This window comes from Ignisphaera cupida (assembly GCF_030186535.1).
GTDB lineage: Archaea > Thermoproteota > Thermoprotei_A > Sulfolobales > Ignisphaeraceae > Ignisphaera > Ignisphaera cupida.
This window is the reverse complement of record NZ_JASNVW010000002.1, coordinates 36,622-60,653: the sequence shown is the minus strand read 5'-3', so window position 1 is coordinate 60,653 and position 24,032 is coordinate 36,622. Positions and strand designations below refer to the sequence as shown.

Below are 24,032 nucleotides of genomic sequence, written 5' to 3'. Positions count from 1 at the left end.
TGGGGTGTGGTTAAAAAGGTTTGTGGCTTATTAATCATTTTGATAAAAATTTAAATATCTAACCATTTCAACTATATCATGGTGTTAATTTTGGAAAGAATTAAAGTAGCTTTCATAGGAGCTGGTAGTGCTATTTGGTCAAGCAGAATTGTCATGGATCTTTTAATACATGAGGATCTGAGGAATAGAGTGGATATATGGCTTATGGATATAAGTGATTGGAGACTCAATTTAATATATGGTTTTGCTAAGAGGTACATCGATGAGCTTAAGGTTGATGCAAAGGTTTTTAAGACAAAGGATAGAGTTGAAGCTATTAAAGATGCTGATTTTGTGATAAACTCTGCTATGGCTGGTGGCCATAGCTACTATGAGAAAATGAGAGAAATATCTGAAAAATATGGTTATTATAGAGGTATAAATAGCGTTGAATGGAATTATGTAAGCGACTACCACACTATTTGGGGCTACTACCAATTTAAGTTAATGCTTGATATAGCTAAAGATGTTGAGGCATATGCGCCCAACGCATGGCTTATAAACGTTGCCAACCCCGTTTTTGAATTAACAACTCTTGTAACTAGAATGGTTAAGAAGGTAAAGTTCATAGGTTTATGTCATGGACATCTAGGCTTTCTAAAAGCTGTTGAAGTTTTGGGCATGAGATTAGCAAAAGAGAAGCTAGGTAGAGACATAACAAGTCTATGTGCAATGCATGATCCTGAATGCTACTCAACAATAGCTAAACTTATAGATTTTAAAGATCTCGAGGTTGAGATGTCGGGATTTAATCACGTTATTTGGCTTACAAAGTTTAGATATGCAGGCGAAGATGCATATAAGTATTTGAATGATTGGATAAAGGAGGATGCTGAAAAGTACTGGAATGTTTGGAAAGAGTTTACAGCAAATCCTTTTGATATAGACTTATCTCCAGCAGCTATAGACATGTATAAAACATATGGTCTTTTGCCAATAGGCGACGCTGTTAGGGGTGGCACGTGGAAATACCATTGGGATCTGCAAACCAAGAAATATTGGTATGGGCCATATGGAGGACCGGATTCTGAAATTGGATGGGCAATGTACTTAGCGGCTCTTCGAAGATCTTTAGAATCCCTTGCCATGGCAGTTGAAGATATGTCGACACCTCTAGTCCATAGATACCCCCCACAGTCAAGCGGTGAATCCATTGTGGAGATCATAGATGCTATTGTAAATGATAAGCCCAAGGAATTCTACTACATCTATGTTCCAGGCAAGGAGGAGAAAATAAAAGTTCCAGCACCACTACAAGTGAATATTCCCAATGAAGGTATCTTAAATGGTATTCCAAACGATGTGGCTGTTGAAATTCCTGTTAAAATCGATGGTAAAGGAGTCCATAGAAAACAATTAATACAACCACCTCACAAAATATATAGATATGTGCTTTTACATAGACTACTAAGAGCTGAATGGGCATTACAAGCATTTCTGGAAGGTGGAAGAGACTCCCTTATTCAGTGGCTAGTAACTGATGTTAGAACAAAAAGTATGAAACAAGTAGAAGATGTAATAAATGCATTACTAAAAATACCTGAAAACGAAGAAATGGCAAAACACTACAGCTAAACAAAAACTTAACCTCTATTTTTCATTTCATTATCATCTTCGCTTATTACAAGTATGTGAAGGGGCTAGCACCAAAATATTAACCTACTTTAAGTAATCGCCTTTTTCACTGTTCCAATAAAAATATCAAATCTCTACGGTTAAATCGATTAAAGTAAAGATTCTATGCTATGGGTTATTGACATGAGATATAAATCATATATAGCAGTTATGAATGTTTTATCTGGTGGCTTTTTTGAAATTACCAAAGATTAGTCGTAGAGAAAACTATTTAAAAAGTGCATTATTTAATTATCCGGAGTATATACCTACTATTATAGCTCCCTTCTATCCTGTTTGGAATACTTATAGAGAGAAGTTAGAAAAAAATTGCATTGAAGTACCCCCTGCTATTTCCATATTATGATCCAGAAAATATTGTTTATGTGAATTCACAAGATATACCATATACCAACATTGTTAAAGTTGATGCCTTTAACTGCGTGTGGAAATCGAGAATAATAGGCTGTTTTCGATTTAGCGATAAATTTAAATGCTTTTGTTCACATGTAAATACTTGATGATGAGAAAAGATGTTGTGTAAACACATCTCTGTGATCCGCTATGCGGTGAGAGGGGGTGAGAGAGTAAGAGTTGTAGATGGGAGCCTCGTGGCGTTGGGCTCGACAGAGCCCCATGAGGCTTGGGTGAAGCTGGTGAACCCAAGCCTAGGGCCAACCCCACCCACGGAGTTAAAAGTAATTGAAACCAATTATAAGTACCGTGAGTGGGGAAACGCTATATTGGTGAGGTTGTCAAAAACCCTTTAGATGATTGGAGCAAGTTAAAAGATTTTAAGTTGCCTGATCCAGAGTCTGGGGTTCCAACGGAATCTGGGGAGGTGACTTACTTAACCAAGCCTGGGGAAATTAAGGCTATAGTTTCTTGGAATGAAATATTCCATTCTATGGAGAAAGCAAAGGAGAAAGGAGATGTTATATCAGCATGGCTTCCACATGGCTTCTTATTTTTGCGCCTAGCATATTTAAGGGGGTGGAGAAATCTGTACCTAGACATGTATAGAAAGAAAGAGGAACTTTATAAATTAATAGATATGTTAACGGAATACTATTTAGAAATTATTAAAATATATAAAAGGAATTTCCCATTAATAGATGTTTTTTATTTCGGTGATGATCTAGGGGGAGATGATAGACCATTAATTAAGCCTAGTCATTTCAAGGAATACATATATCCAGCATATAGAAAAATCTTTTCAGAAGCCAAATCAGGAAACTCTTTAATATATCTACATACTGATGGCCATGTAGTTGAATTATGGGATATGCTAATAGAGGCAGGAGTTGATATATTAAATATTCAGGATAAGCCAAATAAATTAGAAAATATAGAAAAATTGAAAGGAAAAATTGCTATAAACCTTGATATTAACAGAACATTATTAGCCCGTGGAAACCCAAGTGAAGTAAAATCATACATAATTGAAGTTATAAAACAGTTTAAGAACCCCAAAGGAGGGTTTATGATATATGCTGAAATTCATCCACCTGCAAATATTGAAACAATAGAAGAATTAGCAAAAACATTGATGGAGAATATATGGCTCTAAAGACATTACTTGCTCTAAATGTAATGAGATTTAAACTATTAGGAAAATGTTTATAAAAAAGAATTAACCATAGCTATAGGGGGTCACGTGCTATTTTTGATATAGCCAGCATTTTACATACACATCATTTATATTAATTTCTGGTGGTTCTTCGTTTAAACATCTTTCTGTTGCATATGGACATCTACCTGCATATTTACATCCTCTAGCAATGAACTCCTTCTCCTCTATTGATGATGCAAGTTTTATAGCTTCTAACCACTTGCTTCTCCATTTGATATCAGGTACAGCAACAGACATTATTAGTGTTTTTGTGTATGGATGTAGAGGATCATTTAAAACCTTTTCAACTGGACCTGTTTCAACAATCCAGCCTCTAAACATTATAGCTATCCAGTCACTTATGTAATAAGCTGTTGAAAGATCATGTGTTATATATATAAATGATATGCCTAAGCTTTCCTTTAATTCCTTAAACAAATTAACAATGCTTATTCTTAAAGAGGCATCGAGCATTGAAACAGGCTCATCTGCAACTATAATTCTTGGATTTGTGAGAAGAGCTCGTGCAATTGATACTCTTTGCAGTTCTCCTCCAGAAAACTCGTGAGGATATTTATCCTTAACTTTTTCAATATTCAAACCAACTCTTTGAAGAGTTTCATCTATATACGCATCGATTTCATCTTTTTTTATTCCAGCAACATTTTTTGCAGTATCGTATAAATATCCATAGACCTTTCTTAAAAGATTGAATGTTGCATATGGATCTTGAAAAACTGCTTGAATTTCTTTTCTAAACCAGTTAACCTCACCTCCTTTCAATTTAAATATGTTCTTCCCTTTGTATAGAACCTCGCCATATTCAGGTTTATATATACCAAGAATAATCCTAGCTAATGTTGTTTTACCTGATCCAGATTCTCCAGCTAGTGTAAATATGAATGGTTTGTCTTCCAATGTGAGAGAGACATTATCTACAGCTTTGAATTTAAATCCGAAGAAGCCATATCTAAAGATTTTTGTAACATTTTTTAGTTGAAGCAGTGCTTGTGCAGACATTGTGTATCACCTTTTGGCATATAGCCAGCATGATACATATCTATTCTTTTCAATTTCTATTGTGGGAGGTATTTCTTTTCTACATATATCCATTGCAAATGGGCATCTTGGATGAAATCTGCAACCAGGTGGTGGATTTGATAAATCTGGTGGTGAACCTGACAATCCTTGCCTGGGATTTTTATCGCCTATTCTTGGCAGTGAATCTATTAGTGCTTTAGTGTATGGATGAAGAGGTTTCTCAAAAACGGCATCTGTATCCCCAAATTCAACAACTTTACCGGCATACATTATAGCCAATCTGTTTGTAACCATTGCATGTATACCCATATCATGAGATACAAGAACTAAACTATTCTTCATTTCTTTTTGCTTATCCAATAACATTTGCATAACACCTCTTTGAACAACAACATCAAGAGCTGATGTAGGCTCGTCAGCTAAAACAATTTTTGGTTTAAGTAAAAGTGCCAAAGCTATAACAACTCTTTGCCTCATACCACCAGAAAGCTGATGCGGATAAGCATTTAGAACATCTTTGGAAAGGCCTAAGCCCTCAACATGTTCTAAGGAATACTTCAACGCATCTTCTTTATCCATATCCATATGTACAGTTAAAATCTCAGTAAAGTGATCTCTAATTCTTTGAACGGGATTAAGAACACTCATTGCATTTTGCGGTATCCATGAAATTTCCTTCCACCACACCTTATATCTTCTCACATCATCAGATAACCTTAAAATATCTATGTAGTTATTTGATATATAGAGCTTTACATTACCACTTTTCACAGTAAGAGGTTTTGCTAAAAATCCGTAGAGAAGCTTCAAAAGCGTTGATTTTCCACAACCAGATTCACCAGCAATTCCATAAACCAGGCTTTCTTCAAAACCTATATTTACATTGCTAACAGCATCAACATAAACCCTTTTTTCACCAACTATAAACTCATAACCTCCAACAAGATTCTCCGCCTTCAATACCTCAACCATAATATATTCACCTTAATCTTCTTAACCTTGGATTGAAATATTCTTGAAGTGAAAATGAGATTAAATAAAGTGAAACAAATATTATTATCAGCATTGTGACTGGAGACATTATCCACCACAACTTGCCCCTGTACAATGCTCCATAGTGTTGAGCCCAGTATATCATTGTTCCAAGAGTATCTTCACTAAGTATTGACAAACCCAATATGGCTAAACCTGCTTCAGATCCTATTGAATACAAAACAGTGTTGGTTGCATTAATTAAATGCCATCCTAATACATATGGTAAAAGCTCTTGTACAATGATTTTAAATGTACCTGCACCAGATAGCCTAGCTGTTAACACAAAATCACGTTCCCTTAAACTTAAAACAATTGCCCTCACCTGTCGAGCAGGCCAAGGCCACGAAGTAATAGAGATCATTAGACCAAGCAACGGTATGGTTAAATAGTCCTTAAGTATCATGGATAAGACAAAAAGTAGTGGAAAACCAGGTATAGTAACAAATGTGTCAGTTATTGTCATTAGAACCCTATCCACAACACCTCCTCTTATGCCAGATACTAAACCTATTACCAAGCCAAGATGAGATGCTATAAGAGTAGTTACAGCTGCTATAGCGAGGGAATTAATTATTGCATTTGTTAAAGACCAGAAAACAGGTCTGCCATTAGTTGTTGTGCCCAGTAATAAGTCAAGAGATTGAAAAGATGGTGGAAGATCCTTCTTAAAGTAGTACCATGTTTTGTAATACGGAGGTGAGAATAGTGATAATAAGCCCACTACTATTATTGCTATGAAGAGTGTGAAGCCAATTCGAAACTTGATATCCTTCATGTACAGGTTCTTTAATCCTTTAGCAAATCTTTTTAATACCCCAAATCCAATCATGGTTTTCATCTATATCTCACCCTAGGATCTATAAATGGATATATTATGTCTATTATGAGTGTTGCAGTTGCAATACCTATTATAGATAGAGATAGTATGCTCATAGCTGTAGCATAGTCCCCCATTCCCACCGCTCTATAAAGTAATTGGCCTAGTCCCGGATATGCAAATATGGCTTCAGTTAATAAGGCTCCACCAAATATCCCTCCTAGTGCTAATGCTAAAGCTGTTGTTTGAGGCAATAATATGTTTCTTAAAATATATCTTTGAAAAATGCGTGATCTTGGCAAGCCCCTTAACTCACCATATATATAGTAGTCCTCAGACATTACTGTAAGTGTTAAAGTACTTGAGCTAAGAAACCACCATCCAAGCATACTAGGTATCATAATTGATAATGCTGGTAAAGCTGATCTATAAACTATTTCTAAGATGGTGTTCAAAGTTATTTTCTCCGTAGATACACCTCCACCAACTATAGGAAATAGAGGCACTAAATAAGCTAGTAAATATACAAGAACTAAAGCCATGATATAATATGGAATAGGATACAATGTCACAGCTACTGATCGCAATACTTTAGAAACTCTTGACTCACGTTTAAATGAAGCTAAAGCACCAAGCATATTACCTATTAGCCAAGACAAAACAGTTGTTGTTGATAGTAAGCCTAATGTCCATGGTAACTGTCTATACACAAGTTCTTTAGCTGGTGTAGGAAACGAGATTGTGGATGGACCAAAATCCAATGTTAAAAACCTTCTTAAAAATGTTATGTATTGATCCCATAAACTTCCCTTTAACCCAAAAATCTCATAGAGACTCTCCCTCAACATTATCAATCCTTGAGGATCATAAACCATACCCAATGATGTCATAGAAGCTATGATAGCCTCTACAATACTTGTAGGCATAGCTTTTAATAATAAAAAAATAAATGTAAAACTGATAAAGATTGTGGTAATGTAGGATGCAAATCTACTAATTATGTACTTTATTAGAGGATTCAATAGCAACACCAAATTCTGATCATATTTAAGCTAGTTAAAAAAGTTTAAAAATTTGTTTTTGTTTATTTTCTTTTTATTGTCCATGCTATTGCGAATCCAATTATGAATAACACTATTGCTATTGCTATTGTTGTTGTCCATTCTGTTACTGTTTGTGTAACAGTTGATGTTGTTGTTGATAACATTGTTGAGACAACTGTTGATAACATTGTTGATATTGTTGTAACAGTTCTTTCAATTGTTTGAGTAACAACAACAGTAACAGTTGTTGTTATTGTTGGTGCTATTGTAGGTGTTGGTGTTGGTGATGGTGTTGGCTTAGGAGTTGGTGTGGGAGTTGGAGTTGGTGTAGGTGTAGGCGTTGGAGTAGGCGTCGGAGTAGGTGTTGGTGTTGGAAGTTCAACGGGGAATTTTACTGGTTTAGTAGGTGTATATGCTTCTTTTGTTGGGCATCTACCTGAAGGTTTAAGGTTAAGTATTATGAATTGCATTTGTGCCCACCAGTAGACAGTGTCCATGTAGTAGTTTTCAGGATATGCAGGCCAATTCTCCCAGCAGTATCTATCATTTAATGTGTAGAATGGTGTTGGGAAGAGACCAGCCCATGGTGCTTGCTTTGCCCATATGATTAATATTTTTCTGACTATGTCATATACTTGATCTAGCTGCCATGGTGGTGTCAACTCTAGCTGCTCAATTAACTTATCTAGTTCTCCTCTCTCCGGGAATTTCGTTCCTCCTAGAACACCATAACAACTCCAGCCGTTACCAGGTGCATCTGGGTTACAGTATTTACTGTGCCAACTCCATACATGTGGCGCTGCATCTAGTAGTAGTGAGCATCCAGGCCATATTGTAGCCACATCATAATCTCCTTTTGCTGTTCTAGCACTCCAAGGACCTGCTTCTACGGGCTCTACCTCTACTGTAATACCGAATCTTCTCCACTGCTCAGCGACCATGAAGCCTATTCTCTGACTTTCCATCTCAAAACCAGATGTTGTCAGTATTCTAACTACCCATGGTTTTCCATCAGGCATGTACCATTTTCCATCTGGTCCTTTGTAGAATCCAACTGATTTAAGTAGTCTTTCAGCTTCAGCAGGATCATATTTCCACCACACAATTGCTGGATCTAAGCCTAAACTCTTTAGATATTCCTGAACCTCGGGTCTTGGCGATGGATCTAATCCTAGCTTTAATAGCTCATCTTTTAATGCTTGGTAATAGGGCTTATCTTTATATACATATCTAACTAGTGGGAGAACTGAAGGTGTTGGTTTTGAGCCATCTGGACCTGTGAATGCTTCCCATAGTTCATAGAAGTTAATAGCAAATCTAAGTGCCTTTCTAACCTCTGTAATGTTGTATGGATATCTTAATAGGTTAAAGCCTATGCCTTTTACACAAGCATCAAATGGCCATGCAAAAGGTGGTTTACTTCTCCAACCACCTATGTATGGATTAGCTTTCCATACAATTTCAAAGTTTTCTGGTAAGAATGTTCTTATAGCATCTAATTCATGTCTTGACATAGCCAGTGCTTTTTTCTCTTCAGGTCCATGATGTATAAACAGCACGTATTTTGGACCTGGCTTTATTCCATAGAGTTTTGTTCCCCACCAATTCTCATTTCTTTCCCATAAGAACCATGTGCCACCAGGATCAACATCTTTTAGGACGTAGGGTCCTAGGCATACTGGTGGATAGAACTTGTATGCAACAGGATCTGTAACCTTTTCCCATACATGCTTTGGAAGTAGGTGTGGAACAGCAGAGCCATATATTATAACAGTCCAGAAGTAGTGAAATCTTGGATTAGGCTTCTTCAACTCAACAACAACTGTGTAATCATCTAGTTTATAGTACTTGTCAACCCACGGAGTTAGAGTGTAGTAACAGCCAAATTTTGGCGTCTTCATACATATATCAATGGTGAATAGAAGGTCATCAGCTGTAAACGGTGCTCCATCACTCCACGTAACACCTCTTCTAATATATATTTTCACAGTCTTAAAATCAGGTGAGTACTCTGGCGGTGCTGCAGCAGCATATGATATGAGTTCACTGTTTGTTGTATTAATGTACCATAGTCTACCAGCACATACTTGGCTCATGCCATTACCTCCTATAGCTGGCTTACCTGGCACAAAGAAGTTAAAGTCGGTGGGGTCTACATACACACCCCAGTGATTCTCAACGACAAGAACATCCCCTCTTGGAACACCTGGTGGCAATGGTAATTGAGCATTTACAGACTGCATTGGTGAAACTAGTGATAATATGGATATTGTCACTAAGGCTACTACTAGATAAATTCTTTTGTATTCACTCAACCAGGCACACCAAATATAATTTTCAAGCTTTCCTTAATAAATTTTTTGTTACTAGACATAATATACAATTAATACGTTTTGTTAATAGAAGAAGGAAATGCAAATAACTACTAATTCCTAATTGTTTATTGCATGTACCATGTTATACATATTCATGCTTATTACATATTCACAGTTCCTGATTTAAGACCCAAAATTTACTTGTTAACATGCACATTGTCTTTGCCTAACCTTGTATAGGTAGTGCAACAAAAAATTTTAAGGAACAATTATAGACTGTTCATGGTTTTATTGACTATTTAACCTCTCCTTCCCCCTCAGAAGACTAAGTTCCCTTGAAATTATCTATATGGAAAATAGAAGTAGCCAATGATTTAATTTTGTTTTGTCTAGAATTGACATTCAAACCCTAAATGGATAATATAAATTTAAAAATCTTCATTACTTAAATATAATGGAGACAATTTTGTTAAAAGTGTTTTAAACCATGATTGGATTAATTCTTGCTGCTGGGTATGGTACGCGCCTGCATCCTATAACCTTGCATATACCCAAAACTTTGATAGAGCTTGAGCCAGGTGTCTCAATTCTAGACTACATAGTTAATGTTTTTAGAGGTATAGGCATAGATCACATATATGTCGTTACTAGAAAAGATGTTGTTCACTTTTTCTATGGTAGGAATGATGTAGATGTTTTAGTTGTTGATGTTTCTGAAGGTGATGGAAATCTCTGGACTTTGCACCAGGCTATTAAACAACTTGTTGAAAAAGGTGTTGAGGATGATATTGTTTTGTCTATGTCTGATCACATCTATGAGTTTTCCATGGTAAATAAATTGATTAAAGTTGCTAAAAATTCTTCAAAGGTTTATATGTGTTTAGATAGATTGGTTAGGGGTAGGGATGCTGTCGAGGGTCTTAAAATTATTGTTAGTGGTGATATTGTTGTTTTATCAGGTAAAAATGTTCCTCCCTATAGCGGAATTGATACTGGGCTTTTCTACATTCCTAGAAACATCTTTAGCTACATAAACAAAGTTGTTTCTGAAAAGGGTAGAAAAGCATCCTTATCTGACTTAATTAATGTTCTAGCTCAAGAAGGTCTTGTAAGCTATGTTGATGTTTCTGGATCTTTATGGCAAGACATTGACACTCTAGAAGATGTTGAAAGAGCTAGAAAGATTTACTGGAAGATATTGGCAAAGAATCTTGTTAAGGAAAGTGATGGAATTGTTTCTAAATATTTAAATAGAAGAATTTCAACAAGAATAAGTTTAGCGTTTTACAAGGCAAGAATATTTGTAAATCCCAATATAGTTACCTTAATCGTGTTTGCAATAGGCTTACTAGCATCTGCACTAGTATTTATGGGATCTACATGGTTAGGTGCTATACTAATGCTAGTTTCCTCTATTCTCGATGGCGTTGATGGCGAATTGGCTAGGTTATTCAAGGCACAAACAAAGTTTGGTGCTTTTCTCGATACTTTACTTGATAGAATTGTTGATGTTACATTTATGTCTGCAATGTTTTATCAGCTATTGTTAAAATTGCTTCCCACAATAAACTCTCTTTACACATCTCTATACATAGCCCTTTTTGGCTTAACCCTTCTAGGCTCCACATATGTTAGTTACGTAAGTAATTTAGTGGAGAATAGGGATTATATTGCAAAACTAAGAAACTCATTTCCTTGGCCAACTAGAGATGTTAGAGCAGTAGCTTTAGCTATAGCAACTTTACTAAATAGCTATGAGATAGGTTTTATGTATGTCTCATTCTCAAGCTGGTTCTTCATATTAAGAGTATTAATTTATAAATTAAGAGAAGATTTAAAGATTAGAGGCAGAACCCCCAGGTTCTACAAAATTAGGTTGCCACATGCAAAACCCGTAATTAGACCTTCTGCAGGACTGCTTATTGAAGAGATCTTTCTTTATTCAGTAGTTCTAGCCATATTACTATATCTCACAGGTATAGCCATAGATAAAATTAGTTACTACAAAGCCTTTGGAGAGGCATCACCATATATAGTTCTATGGCAATTTGTAGCCTCAGTAGAAATAGCATTAATAGTTTACCTTACCTACAATATTGTAAAGAATCTTGTAACACTATTCACAATAGTAAAAGATAAAGTAGTTGAAAAGCTTTGGGTTACACCCTCAGTCTATCAAAGGATTGTTAAAAAAGCTATTCTTCTTTTAATCATATTATTATCACTATATCCACTAAACTTTGTTTTAGCTTTAAGCAACATAGAAAAAGACTTAATTGATTTAAGCACATATGTAGTCATTGCAGCAAGCCTAGTTATTTTAGCCACACTTGTAATTGATATTATCAAGGCCTTTGAACACATAATTAAAAGCCGCATGCCTAGAATATAGTCTATCTTTTTATTTCATGGCTTCTACTAAAAATTTACGATTTATACTGAAATAAGTTCGGTATTGAAGACTTAGAGGTTTAATTATGGATTGGGTTTTTGCTTTATTGACTATATAACTCTTTTATGTCTATGACTTTTCTTTCAATTAATTTGCTTATGTAGATAGTATATAAGCCCTCCACTTTTCCAATGCTGAGAAAGTCTTTAAATCCATTCATTGCTATTGCTTCTAATCCAAGCATCTCTATTATTGAGCTTGTGCTTAGCGCTACAATATTTTTTGTAGCATCGAATTGTATTTTGTATTCTAATTCTTTTAATTCATTGTTATATGTTACACCTTTTCCTCCTACAACTACACTATTGTCTTTATGTTCTTGAACATTAACATGTAAATTGATTTGTTTGTTTATCAGCGTTTCTATTATTTTCTCTATTTGTTGTTTTATCAATTCTATTTTAAAGTTCTTTGACACTATAAATGTTCTTATGTATGATAATAGCTTGTTATTCAATAACATGTTTATTTCCAGTTCTTGCAGCTCCTTGAATATAGCTAGAATTCTTCCAGAAATTAGAAATGCTACGTTTATTATTGGCGTGGCATAAGCTATTAATACTTTGTTGTTCGATTCAAAAATTTTGTTAAGCTCCTCTATTTCTCTACTAGTATAAATGTCTAAGCAAAGGTCTATTGCATTTACACCCCCCTTCTTTATGAGCTTAAGCCAGGAATCTCTATCTAAACAATTTATCCTGATTATGACATCTCCTTTTACCATGTTTCTACACCTTTTGTGCTGCACCAACAGCTTCATCAATGCTTTTGAACTTGTGCATATAAAGCCAGGTTCTCAAGCCTTTTAACATGCTCTTCACAAGTTCTGAAGGATTGTTATGAAAAGCTATTGCAGTACCGACTTGAATAGCTTTTGCTCCTGCTGCAATAAATTCTGCTGCATCTTCCCATGAAGCAACTCCACCACAACCAATAATGTCTGTTTTATACTCTTTGTATACTTCATAAATAACACGAACAGCTATTGGATGTATAGGAGGTCCTGAAAGACCTCCAAAGATATTTGATAGAATTGGTTTTAGTGTGTAAACATCTATTGTCATAGCTTTAACTGTGTTTATTAGTGTTAAGGCTTTTGCTCCACCCTCCAAAGCCTTTCCAGCAGAATCAAGGATTTTGTCAGATAAGCCTAGTTTTGCTATAACCGGAATTTTGATTACTGATGAAACATTTTTTACAACACTAAACACCTTCTGGGGATCAGCCCCAATCTCAATTCCATATCCCTTAGCATGTGGACAACTAAGATTTAGCTCAACAGCTGAAGCTCCTCTTAGCTCAGCTTCTATGGCAACGTTCATGAACTCTTCCTCAGTTGATCCACCAGCGCTAATTATTATTGGTACTCCAAATTTTTTAGACTCCTCAACCAGATCATTTATACAGTTCTTGCCAGGATTCTCAAGACCAACAGCATTCAAGAGGCCGCCATTTGGCAAAGCAATTATGATTGGAGGCTCATACCCTTTCTTAGGATATGGTGTTATAGTTTTTGTAACAATAGCTGAAAAGCCATAGCTAGCTAGTCTACGTATATGCTCCTTGGTATAGCCGAGAAACCCACTTGCATTCATAACCGGGTGGACAAGCTTAATACCTGCAACAACCACCTCAAGTGGGTTGCCCTGAGTCATAATTTAAACACCCAAATGGTTTTCCAATGGGCTTAGAAACAATTTCTCCATTTAAATGCACAACAGTTCCACGAATTATTGTTGCTTCAACAGAACCCCTAATTCTAAGACCATCGTAAGGACTATAACAAGCTTTTGAATAAAAATTTGAAGAGTCTATAACCCAGCTCTTCTCCAAATTTACAATGGTGTAGCTAGCAATACACCCAGTGTCTGCACAACCCCATTTCTCAAGACCCAGTATTTTTGAGGGGCCTAGGGAAAGAAGTCTAATTAGAGTATTTAAGTCAATTACATTTTTTGAGACAAGGTTTAGCATAAGCGACGGAGCTATTTCAATTGATGCTATGCCTGGTGGGCATGCATTGAAATCCTGGCTTTTTTCAGTAATTGAGTGGGGGGCATGGTCAGTTGAAATGGCATCTACATAGCCAATATATTCAGTCATGATATTTCTTGTTGAGCTGTGGCGAAGTGGTGGATTAACCTTAGCTATGCATCCCTTGCTATACTCCTCTTCATTTGATAAATATATGTAGTGAGGAGTTGTATCAACAGTAAATCCAAGTTTTTTTGCATATACTATCGACACAGGATTTGTTGCATGTGTAATGTGAATTGGTATATGACGAAAATTATTGGAAACTATCCTGTATACCTCTATCAATGACTTTAGCTCAGCTTCAAGTGGTCTGCAAAGCCATCTAAAACCCTTTTCACATTCACTAATAAAGCTTATGTGCTCTGGATGAATCAAAACAGGTTTTTTAATCTTGGCCTGAGCCATAACCTCAATAACTTGAGGTAATGTGTTTAACTCTTCTGGAAATAGCTCGCCAACTGCTACAACCTCTGACCTTTTCACCAAGAGCTTGAATTCATTAAAGTCTCTATCCAAAGGTGGTGATATGGCAACACCAAAATCGGTATAGGCATTCGCATTTAATTTTTCAAGTTTTAGTTTAAGAGCGTTGAAATTATTTATTCTAGGTTTTGTGTTAGGCATATCAACAATAGCAGTATAACCACCTCTTGCAGCAGCCTTTGTTCCACTTTCCTCATCCTCCTTATAGGCCAGTTCTAACCCCCTTAAATGTGTGTGAATATCTATGAATCCTGGAAGTGCAACACCATATTCAGTAAGATCACTACATTCAAATTCTTTGCAAAGCTCTTTAAACACCCCACCTTTCACTTTTGTCACAAACCCTTTTTCATCCACAAATACTGTGACCTCTTTCACCTCATCTAGCAAAGCCTTAATAAAGAGTATTTTCAAGACTAGCCACCGCCTCAGAACATTTGAAAACTGGTCCATCAATACATACTAGTTTTTGGGATTCTTTCACATAGCAAGAACCACAAACTCCGAATCCACATTTAACAATATTTTCCAGTGATACATATGCATTCTCTTTGTCTTTGAGCAATGTACAAAACGTTTTCAGCATTTGTTGAGGACCTATGGCTATAATAACGTCGTATTCAGCAATATTCATATTACTTAGAACATCTGTTGCTAATCCACATAAACCATCTATACAATCCTCTGAAACCTTTATCAATTTCCAGCCCTCTTGCGGAAGATTGAAAACATTAGCAACATCAAAAAACTCACTACTCTTCTTCACACCCCATACAACATCTATTTTCGTTCCTAGACTCAACCCCCATTTCAACAAAAATGGAACTGGGGCAATACCTACACCACCAGCAATAACAAGCCACTTTTCATTTGGCAAAGGCTTAAAGCCCTTGCCTAGAGGACCCTTAACACCTATGAAACTATTTTGATTAAGTTGAGACAGTGTTTTTGTTCCTAACCCTCTTACCTTATATAAAAAGAAAAGTGATTCATTATCTGCATATGCTATGCTAAGAGGAATTTCATCTACTCTTGGTACCCATATGTTGAAAAAATTGAATGGTTCAATACTTATATGAAGTTTTTGCATAAGCTTTATCTTTAGAAGATGTAAATCGCTAGAAATTTTTCTATTTTCAATGATTTTAGCAGGTTTTATAAAATATTTAGCAATGTTAGCGTCTTTTTGCAATTAGTTTTGTCACCTCATCACCACTGACAACATTTCCACAGTACTCGCATTGCAGCTTAACTGGATCTCGAGAAATTAGTCTAAACCTTGTTTTCACAAATTCACCTCTTTTGTTTGTTATACATGTTGGATTAGGACACTTCAAAACACCTACAATTATGTTTGGTAGCAAAACTTTGTGCTTCTCTACAACAGCAAAATCCTCTATTATGTTTATAGTAGCACTTGGAGCAAGCAATGCTATCACATTTAAGTCTTCAGGTGATAGTCTTTTTCCTTCTATCTTAATTATATCCTTTCTTCCAAGCTTCTTACTCTCAACATTCATGAGTATTGCTATTCTTAAACCCTCCCTACCATTGATTCCTAGTACATTGAGTATGTCCATAGCTTTTCCAGCGGGTATATGGTCTATTACTGTGCCATTTCTAATTTTAGAAACTACAAGCGTGGGCTCTTCGCTCATGGCTCAACACCAAAAATTAGTGCTAAAAGAGCCATTCTAACTGGTACACCATACTTTGCCTGTGTAAAGTATGCTGCATATGATGTATAATCTATTCTCTCATCTATTTCATCAACCTTTGGAAGAGGGTGCAAGATTTTTAAATTCTTCTTACCTTTTTTAAGTGTTTCAAGTGTAACTTTGTAAGATCCTTTGACTTTTTCATATTCTAATGGATCTGGAAACCTCTCTTTTTGAATTCTTATAACATATAGAACATCCAATTCCTCAATAACATCTTCCAAGTTTCTCCTTTCTTCAAAAACAATGTTTCTCTCCTTTAGAACATGCAACACTTCCTCTCTTACTCTTAGACTTTCAGGCGATATTAAGTACACCTTCTTTGGTTTGAATAGGGAAAGTCCGTAGAGAAATGATGTCGTTGCTCTACCATATCTCAAGTCTCCTAAGACCCCGTAAACAAGCCCATCAATATCATTGAAAAGCTTTTTAACTGTATATAAATCTATCATTGTTTGTGTTGGGTGATGCTGCTTACCATCACCAGCATTTATAACTGGGTGCTCAGCTATTTCTGCAGCATATTTAGCTACACCCTCATATCTATGTCTTATCACAATTGCATTTGAATACGAATCTAGCATCCTAATCGTATCAGCTAAGCTTTCACCCTTGCTTACACTTGACGCCTCCTCTCCAACAATTGATATAACATCCGCCCCCAACTTCTTAGCGGCAACCTCGAAGCTGAGTCTTGTTCGTGTTGATGGCTCAAAAAATGCTAAGGAAACTACCTTACCATTTAGCAAACTAAGTTTTGTATCTATATGTTTGAGCATTCTATCTGCATACTCAAATAATACTTCAAGACTTTCTCTGTTAAAGTCTAATATGGATATTACATCTCGTTGATAAAACAGTTCTTTCACAAAGACCCGCCTAAATTCTTTGTGAGTCGAAAAATATAAGCTCTTTGGTTTGATTTTCACACAATAATCGTGTTTTTAATATATTTAACAATTTTATTATATGTATTGGAATCTATAAATCCATTGTTATGAAGATGTTCAAAAATTTCACGAGCAGTGGTAAGACTGTATAGCTCAATACCATATTTCTTCACTCTTTGTTTTGCTCCCTGCTCTCTATCAATTACTGTGACTGCTGCGATGGGCTTGCCTCCTAGTTCTTTAACAGCTGTTATAGCATGTTCTATAGAACCACCTGTAGTAGCAACATCATCCACTATAACAACTTGCTTATCTGTAACTATTCCCTCAACTAATGATTTTGTTCCATGCTCTTTTCTTTCAATTCTTACATATGCAAGAGGTTTGTTTAGTTTATCAGCTATGATCGAGGCTAATACCAAACCACTTGTTGCAATACCTAAAACAACATCGCACTTCCTGAAAACGCTAAACCTAGATATTAGTTCATCAATTATCTTGCTTCTCAGCTCCGGAAAACTGTATAGAAGTCGTAGATCTATGTAATAAGGACTTTCCAAACCTGAAGTCAGTTTAAAACTGCCTATTTTAATCATGCCATGTCTATAAAGTTCCACAGCTATCCACGACATTTTGCAACCCTTTGTTTTTGATTCTCTATAATTTTTAAAGCACTTTGTTTCACATTTTCTGAATGTGTTATGGCTCTGCCAACAATTTCATAATCAGCGCCATAACATATTGCAGTACCAGGTTCAGCACCTTGCACTCCAATACCAGGTGATAGAATCTTCACTTCACTTCCTATCAACTCCCTAACTCTTTTTATAATCAAAGGTCTTGTAGCTGGTGCTACCAATCCCCAGCTACCAACCCTTTTAGCAATTTCAACAAAACTTTCTAGATGCTTATCTATAAACTCCTCAGATCCTCTATGTGACATTGACACAACTAGTATGAGTTTCAAACCCTTCTTTTCACAAGTTTTACTAAGCTCATCAACTGCTTGGCTATACCCAACAAATGCATGAGCTATTACAGCATTAAAACCATAATCTCCAACAATACTCGCTGTTAAAGCCATTACATCTCCTATATCAGCCAACTTTAAATCCGCAATGAGAAGCCCACTGTAATCCTTGAAAATTTTGCTTAGACCTTCAAGGCCAACTCTTATAATTGCTGGTACTCCTATTTTAAATCCTTGCACATACTCCTTGAGCTCATCATATCTTATTTTTATCCACTTCTCAACATCAACATTTTGAGGTGGATCCAAAGCTACTATAATCATATATACCACAAAGTAAATCATTACTATTGCTTAAGACCTTGTCTCTTATAATAAAATAAATATTTATAAATTTGTATTCTCTAGAGCGCTAGGAGACTTAGTGCCAAAAATTTGTTATGAACTAATGCTTTAACCATAAGCTAAACCTCGGAGCAGAGAAACATATTTAGTAGGCTATTCTTTTGGATTTCGCCATGGAATGTATAGAGGAAATTGGATGTAATTGTTTATGAAGTGTAGATATGTAAAACTCATTCCTGTTTAACACTCCAATATGGACAAGCAGCACATATTTCAGGATTCCTAGCAACGTTTAGGTAAAGGGTACCATTTTTATTTACATAATTGAGAGTTGGTACAGTAATGTTGTGCCATTGAAACATGCAGATGCCTTCTTCATGATTATAGTATTTGCATCTATAGGCTTTTTCTTTACCTATTAACAACATGTTTACAAGTACTGTAGCAATATCTGCAATATCATGTTCTAAGTTTTTTCTACTTTTGCCATGTTTTGGCTTTTCACTTAGCATCTTAGAAAACACTGTTCCAAATTTCCTTACGTTTTCATCAACTTCTTTAATAGTTTTTGACAATCTTTTTATCATTTCCTTGGCCCTACTATACACTACTATAGTAAGAACTTAGAACTAGATATTCTAAAAATTGTAGGGTTTTTGCAAAGATTATCAAATTCTCTTGTAAGAGCATAAACAAAGTAATTAAAATATTAAGGCGAAGTTCCAGAAAAACATATTAAATCATATACTAATGAATATCTATTGAATAAACTGGATAAAACCATATTTTGAAGAAGGGCTGGAGACTTGAATAAAGAATTGAGAACATTAGAAGATTATTTAAAAGCTATATACAGACTGGAAGAGGTGCTGGGACATGCTAAGACAAGTGATATAGCTAAAGAACTTGGGGTTACAGCTGCAACTGTTTCCAAAACTTTAAGAAAACTTGAATCAAATGGCTATGTGATTTGGCTTCCATACGAGGGGGTTAGACTAAGTGATAGGGGAAGAAAAATAGCTGTAGATATTGTTAAAAAACATAGAATAGCTGAGTCTTTTCTTTACCACTATCTTGGATTTGACCTTGTTAAAGCCCATGAATATGCTCACATGCTTGAGCATATGCCTTCAGAATTTTTTGAAAGGTTATGGTTGTTTATGAAAAAACCAAGTGTATGCCCACATGGAAATCTTATTCCTGGATTACCAAAGTACAATGAAAATGAAATTAAAGAAATAGAAAATGATAAACCCCTTGCAAATTTTGATAAGGATGCAAAAGTAAAGATAACAAGAATACTATGTTCTTTTCAATACGATCTCATGAAAACATTAATCAATGCTAATATAAGCAGAGGGACCATAGTCACAATAGAGAAAAAAGATTCACTAGGAATAGTTGTAAAAAGCCCTAACAACATTTCTGTGAAGCTACCTTATTACCAAGCAAATTTGATAAGAGGTTTAGAGATAACAAGTACTTAATGAAGAGTTACTCAAATATTACATTAAGCGATGAACCATTAGTTGTTCTAGAGACTGTGCCTTCTCCTTAGATTTTATCTTAGCTGTAAATCTAAGGCTCTTAAAATAGAAGAATAAAAAGTGTAAGATACGCAATCAAAAATGAATAAACTAAGATAAAGCATAACTGTTAAACTTTGGTTCCTTTCCTAATCAGCGCTTTGGCCCCACATCACATTTTCAGTATTTTAATCAGTGTTTAGCATGATCATCATTTTCCTGTTTTCCTTACGATATACTTTTTAAGATGAAGTAATATTTAAATTTTTACATTAACAAATAGTGTATTGGGTTTAAAAATGATGCTAGGAACGCTCATAGTTCAAGGCATTGGCAAAAACAGTGTTATGGCTATAAAGGTTCGAAGTCTCATTGCAATTAAAAAATCGCCTTTTCAGGAAATTATAGTAGCAGATGTTGAGGAATTTGGAAAAGCATTAATTTTGGATGGGTATTTACAAAGCACTGTTGCTGATGAGTTTATATATCATGAATCTCTTGTTCACCCAGCCATGATTCTCCATCCTAATCCAAAGAGAGTTTTAATCATTGGTGGAGGTGAGGGGGCAACGCTTAGAGAGGTCCTTAAGCATAATATGGTTGAGGAAGCTGTAATGGTTGATATAGATAAGGACGTGATTGAGTTATCAAAGGAATATTTGCCAGAGATGCACCAAGGCTCCTTCTTTAATAAAAGATCCAAAGTTGTTATTGATGATGGAAAGAATTTTGTTGAAAAAGAAATTAAGAGAGGTGCACAATACGATGTCGTTATAATGGATTTGACAGATCCCTACTCTAGCGAAATTGCAAAAGAATTATATACAAAACAATTTCTTGAAAAGATAAGTATGATACTAGTAGAAGATGGTGTTTTTGCTACACAAGCAGGTTCAAGATTCTTCTATAGAGAAGTTTATGAAGATGTTGCCAATGCAGCTAAAAATGTTTTTAAATATGTTGCTGAATATCAGGTTTGGATTCCGTCTTTTGGATATTCATGTAATTTCATCATAGGTTCTAAAAACTTTGACACAAAAATTTTGCTAAATCATGAGAATGTAGATAAAGTACTAAGGTTAAGAGGTGTTGAAACAAGGTTTATTAATGGTAAAAGAATTGCGGCCATGTTGTCAATGGGCATTTACTAAGCTTTTTTATATTTCAAAATTTTAAATACCATATATATAACCACACCTGTTTCCACAGCCACAATGCCTATAATTAACATAAATAGCATTAGAAATGTATTTTGCAAACCTTGTAATGTGTTCTGCATTGGTTGTGTAAAAGTTTGTGTAGAGACATTTAGATGTTTCACAATAGTGATGGCATTGCCTATCTCCTTACAAATGTTTTGATTAATAAATGGATTAATCATATAATTGGATAGATTGCACATAAGTTCTGCATATCTAATGTTTTTAGTAGAGTTAATATTGGTTATTGCCAAGGCTATTCTAGAAGATGAGTAATTATAAAGAGAAACTATGACTATATCTACATTACCTCTTATGAGAGGTATTGAAAATATGTGTACATAGCCACTTACTAAAGTATTTGCTATTGCATTTAAAAAGAATGGAGTAACCGACTCCAAAAATACGTTAGCAATACCCAACCTATGTATACTTACCTGTGTCACATTAGCCTCCAAATACTTTATTATATCTTGCAGCTTTGTCAGCAGTGGCAACATACATAGCATTGCTTTATATCCATTTAATATGTCATTAGGAACTGAACCATCTATAGAAATTGTGTACATATACCCATTTTTGCTTGCCTTTATACCCATACTTATATCAGTTCTCATCGGTAAAGCATCTATTACATCACAATTTGGTACATTACCCAAATATCTGCTTTTATTTACATAGATGTCGAGTAGATAATAAATAGATCTAAATTTGTTTTGCGTAGCTTCAGCTACGTATATGCCATTAGCATCAGTTAGCACCTTACCAGGATTAATTGAATTATTGTTTAATAAATTCATTAATTGTTGTCTAAGCAAAATCCAGGTATGTGTTTCGTTGAATTTTCCAAGCATTGTTATTTCGTGTTTGTGCCACTGTACAATAATGTCTTTTTTATCTATTACAATGTTACCTTCGAAGTATTCTCTTATAGTATTTGTAATAGATGATGTGAATAAGTAATGTATTCTTTCACTGCCAATAATATTTATGGTTATGTTAGATTCTGGTATGGAGCTACCCAACTGCGAACTAATACTAAACATTGCTTTTAGACTATTATGGGAAAATGCTATTACAAATACATTAAACTGAGATCTAATCTCAGATGCATTTGTAAGAGCCCATAAGATACTGTGGTTATTTACCAACAATAGATTGTTTTGCGCCTTTAAATAAGGAATTTGCACTGATATAGAGAGGAACACCAAAATTGCTATAGCAATAGCAGTAATTCTTTTATTTTCCTTTTTACCTTCATAATATACTTTGGGAAATAGCAAATTTGATTACCATTTAACCTTAAATTTCTACATCATGACATTGCCTTATATATTTTCATGACAATTATTAAATCATGGCAGTTCCACCAGATTGAGCAATCATGGTAAAATAGTCTTAGTTTTTGCTAACAAATTTACACCAATTTCTCATTTAAGAACATTTATTGATGTCTATTTCTAATACCTAGCATCTCCTGCTGTATAATCAATAGTTGCCATATATTCGTTGTGAATTTATGCATCTTTAGTGTCTTGATTTTTCAAAACGAACAGCCTCACACCTTAAATTAGGTAAAGCATGAGTTAAGTTTAATAGGGGGTGCAGTTAAATGCGTCAAGAAATAGCGTTAAAGAAAATTGTTGAGTATGTTGCAAGAAAGGCTGCATCTTTAACACAAAAATATGACCTAGATGACTTAGTATCTCCATCGATTGTGCCCATGTTTGAAAAATCTGTAGAGAAAATGGCTTCAGCACTTGTGAAAAGAGGTAGTGGTTTAAGATGTAACCTATGTGATAAAGGGCCATTTACAAAGAGGGGAATGTATCTTCATCTAATAAGAGTTCATGCTAAAGACATAGAGATTATGGTGCAGGAAGAGCTAAGAAAACTCTTGGAGGTTATTCGTAGATAAATTTCTTTAAATGCACATTAACAATGATAATGTTTTAAATTAGCATACCACAATTGCTCTTTATGATTACATGATTACTTCTCATCTACTTAATTGCTCAATCGGTTTAAGTGTTAGTCTTTTCTCTATTCTAAAATAATAGTCAAAGAATTGAAAAATGATTCAATAACTTTACCATTCATGTAGGCTCACATTTGTTATTTACTAAGTAATTATAAGAGCTTTTCTATATTTGATTTTTCTTTGCAATTGGCTTAGGATCGACTCTCATGATAACTATTGGGATTGGTAAGAAAACAGAGAATCTATAGATTCCTATTTCTATTCAAAATGAATATTTTTGCTGCAAGCAATTTTCATATTGTGAAAGTATATCTTTCATCTTTTTCATTATTTCTTCAAATTCTTGTTGATCAAGGTGTGATAATCTCAGTATTAAACTTACTGAAAAACATTTTGCAGAATTTGTACATAGAATTTCTATCATTCCATCATCAAAAGGTTTTGACACTATTATTTTGCTAAGGATTATTTTAATCTTATCTATTTCCACTACTTTATCAATATTTTCAAAACCTTCAATTTGACATGGATATAAATCTGCTATTAGCATTGTATAGTTGTTTTCATTAACAAAAACAACTTTTCTATGTTTATCAATAAAATATTCTTTAACGCTCATACCAAACCTCTAGGTAGAGTAAACTACAAGTACAAGATCTGATCCGCAAAATGAGCATTTCATATGAAGCCTCTTGGCATCTGCTTGACAATAATAGAGATTATATTTGGGTCCGCATTTAGGACATTGATATACAATATCATCTCCTAGATAAAGCTTCTTAGCACATATAGCGCATTTAACTTCATACCATCCTCTATGTCCTGAAGCATTACATCCCCTAGGCTTTAACATTTCTTTAACACCTTATTGACATATCTTGTTTCTAATCTTTACACAGATTTTATAAGCTGAGA

23 protein-coding genes are annotated in these 24,032 nt (G+C 34.8%); 6 read left to right on the top strand and 17 right to left on the bottom strand.

Features of this window, described 5'->3' with window-relative positions; genetic code table 11:
- Window positions 1-90: 90 nt before the first annotated feature.
- Window positions 91-1,614, top strand: coding sequence for a family 4 glycosyl hydrolase (locus tag QPL79_RS03800; RefSeq protein WP_438839347.1), 1,524 nt, complete (start codon window positions 91-93; stop codon window positions 1,612-1,614).
- Between the two features lie 946 nt (window positions 1,615-2,560).
- Entirely contained in the window at window positions 2,561-3,223 is a 663-nt protein-coding gene (locus QPL79_RS03795; RefSeq protein ID WP_285273463.1) for a uroporphyrinogen decarboxylase family protein, read from the top strand.
- 90 nt (window positions 3,224-3,313) lie between these two features.
- Here the strand turns inward: QPL79_RS03795 and QPL79_RS03790 are convergent, their stop codons facing one another.
- The 5 genes from QPL79_RS03790 to QPL79_RS03770 are packed head-to-tail and all read right to left on the bottom strand — an operon-like array spanning window position 3,314 to window position 9,516.
- Entirely contained in the window at window positions 3,314-4,285 is a 972-nt protein-coding gene (locus QPL79_RS03790; RefSeq protein WP_285273462.1) for an ABC transporter ATP-binding protein, read from the bottom strand.
- Window positions 4,286-4,291: 6 nt separating this feature from the next.
- Entirely contained in the window at window positions 4,292-5,278 is a 987-nt protein-coding gene (locus tag QPL79_RS03785; RefSeq protein ID WP_285273461.1) for an ABC transporter ATP-binding protein, read from the bottom strand.
- A 7-nt stretch (window positions 5,279-5,285) separates the two neighbouring features.
- Window positions 5,286-6,179, bottom strand: coding sequence for an ABC transporter permease (locus QPL79_RS03780; RefSeq protein ID WP_285273460.1), 894 nt, complete (start codon window positions 6,177-6,179; stop codon window positions 5,286-5,288).
- On the bottom strand, window positions 6,176-7,189 hold the full coding sequence (locus tag QPL79_RS03775; RefSeq protein WP_350309078.1) for an ABC transporter permease: 1,014 nt from the start codon (window positions 7,187-7,189) through the stop codon (window positions 6,176-6,178). Before QPL79_RS03775 ends, QPL79_RS03780 begins: the two co-directional genes overlap by 4 nt.
- A 53-nt stretch (window positions 7,190-7,242) precedes the next feature.
- Window positions 7,243-9,516, bottom strand: coding sequence for an ABC transporter substrate-binding protein (locus QPL79_RS03770; protein ID WP_285273458.1), 2,274 nt, complete (start codon window positions 9,514-9,516; stop codon window positions 7,243-7,245).
- A 487-nt stretch (window positions 9,517-10,003) separates the two neighbouring features.
- Here QPL79_RS03770 and QPL79_RS03765 point away from each other — a divergent pair, with 487 nt between their 5' ends.
- Window positions 10,004-11,908: a CDP-alcohol phosphatidyltransferase family protein gene (locus QPL79_RS03765; RefSeq protein ID WP_285273457.1), complete on the top strand. Its 1,905-nt coding sequence runs from the start codon at window positions 10,004-10,006 to the stop codon at window positions 11,906-11,908.
- Between the two features lie 103 nt (window positions 11,909-12,011).
- Here the strand turns inward: QPL79_RS03765 and QPL79_RS03760 are convergent, their stop codons facing one another.
- From QPL79_RS03760 to QPL79_RS03720, 9 genes are all read right to left on the bottom strand, one after another.
- Window positions 12,012-12,692, bottom strand: a complete 681-nt coding sequence (locus QPL79_RS03760; protein ID WP_285273456.1) for a hypothetical protein — start codon at window positions 12,690-12,692, stop codon at window positions 12,012-12,014.
- A 4-nt stretch (window positions 12,693-12,696) separates the two neighbouring features.
- Complete coding sequence (gene pyrD / locus QPL79_RS03755; protein ID WP_285273455.1) at window positions 12,697-13,623, bottom strand: dihydroorotate dehydrogenase PyrD; 927 nt, start codon at window positions 13,621-13,623, stop codon at window positions 12,697-12,699.
- Window positions 13,601-14,902, bottom strand: a complete 1,302-nt coding sequence (gene pyrC / locus QPL79_RS03750) for a dihydroorotase (protein ID WP_285273454.1) — start codon at window positions 14,900-14,902, stop codon at window positions 13,601-13,603. Before pyrC ends, pyrD begins: the two co-directional genes overlap by 23 nt.
- A complete protein-coding gene (locus QPL79_RS03745; protein WP_285273453.1) occupies window positions 14,883-15,680 on the bottom strand; it encodes an iron-sulfur cluster-binding protein in 798 nt (265 codons plus the stop codon). The genes pyrC and QPL79_RS03745 overlap by 20 nt, the downstream gene beginning before the upstream one ends.
- Window positions 15,664-16,146 carry an aspartate carbamoyltransferase regulatory subunit gene (pyrI, locus tag QPL79_RS03740; RefSeq protein WP_285273452.1) on the bottom strand — a complete coding sequence of 161 codons (483 nt, stop codon included), beginning with the start codon at window positions 16,144-16,146 and terminating at the stop codon, window positions 15,664-15,666. The genes QPL79_RS03745 and pyrI overlap by 17 nt, the downstream gene beginning before the upstream one ends.
- A complete protein-coding gene (pyrB, locus tag QPL79_RS03735; protein ID WP_285273451.1) occupies window positions 16,143-17,075 on the bottom strand; it encodes an aspartate carbamoyltransferase in 933 nt (310 codons plus the stop codon). Before pyrB ends, pyrI begins: the two co-directional genes overlap by 4 nt.
- 56 nt (window positions 17,076-17,131) lie before the next feature.
- The gene (pyrE, locus tag QPL79_RS03730; RefSeq protein ID WP_285273450.1) at window positions 17,132-17,728 is read right to left on the bottom strand and encodes an orotate phosphoribosyltransferase; all 597 of its coding nucleotides are present in this window, start codon (window positions 17,726-17,728) and stop codon (window positions 17,132-17,134) included.
- Window positions 17,716-18,390 carry an orotidine-5'-phosphate decarboxylase gene (gene pyrF, locus QPL79_RS03725; protein ID WP_285273449.1) on the bottom strand — a complete coding sequence of 225 codons (675 nt, stop codon included), beginning with the start codon at window positions 18,388-18,390 and terminating at the stop codon, window positions 17,716-17,718. The genes pyrE and pyrF overlap by 13 nt, the downstream gene beginning before the upstream one ends.
- Window positions 18,391-18,641: 251 nt before the next feature.
- Window positions 18,642-18,998, bottom strand: coding sequence for a hypothetical protein (locus tag QPL79_RS03720; protein WP_285273448.1), 357 nt, complete (start codon window positions 18,996-18,998; stop codon window positions 18,642-18,644).
- Window positions 18,999-19,217: 219 nt separating this feature from the next.
- On the opposite strand from QPL79_RS03720, the gene QPL79_RS03715 reads away from it, so the two are divergent.
- Together QPL79_RS03715 and QPL79_RS03710 are read left to right on the top strand one after the other, a co-directional pair.
- Window positions 19,218-19,898: a metal-dependent transcriptional regulator gene (locus QPL79_RS03715; protein WP_285273447.1), complete on the top strand. Its 681-nt coding sequence runs from the start codon at window positions 19,218-19,220 to the stop codon at window positions 19,896-19,898.
- A 341-nt stretch (window positions 19,899-20,239) separates the two neighbouring features.
- Complete coding sequence (locus QPL79_RS03710; RefSeq protein WP_285273738.1) at window positions 20,240-21,088, top strand: spermine/spermidine synthase domain-containing protein; 849 nt, start codon at window positions 20,240-20,242, stop codon at window positions 21,086-21,088.
- Here the strand turns inward: QPL79_RS03710 and QPL79_RS03705 are convergent.
- Window positions 21,085-22,161, bottom strand: a complete 1,077-nt coding sequence (locus QPL79_RS03705; RefSeq protein ID WP_285273446.1) for a hypothetical protein — start codon at window positions 22,159-22,161, stop codon at window positions 21,085-21,087. The genes QPL79_RS03710 and QPL79_RS03705 overlap by 4 nt on opposite strands.
- Before the next feature lie 587 nt (window positions 22,162-22,748).
- Between QPL79_RS03705 and QPL79_RS03700 the strand changes: the two genes are divergently transcribed.
- On the top strand, window positions 22,749-23,054 hold the full coding sequence (locus QPL79_RS03700) for a hypothetical protein (protein ID WP_285273445.1): 306 nt from the start codon (window positions 22,749-22,751) through the stop codon (window positions 23,052-23,054).
- Between the two features lie 325 nt (window positions 23,055-23,379).
- Here the strand turns inward: QPL79_RS03700 and QPL79_RS03695 are convergent, their stop codons facing one another.
- Window positions 23,380-23,736 carry a hypothetical protein gene (locus tag QPL79_RS03695; RefSeq protein WP_285273444.1) on the bottom strand — a complete coding sequence of 119 codons (357 nt, stop codon included), beginning with the start codon at window positions 23,734-23,736 and terminating at the stop codon, window positions 23,380-23,382.
- 9 nt (window positions 23,737-23,745) lie between these two features.
- Window positions 23,746-23,970, bottom strand: a complete 225-nt coding sequence (locus tag QPL79_RS03690; RefSeq protein ID WP_285273443.1) for a hypothetical protein — start codon at window positions 23,968-23,970, stop codon at window positions 23,746-23,748.
- Between the last annotated feature and the right edge of the window lie 62 nt (window positions 23,971-24,032).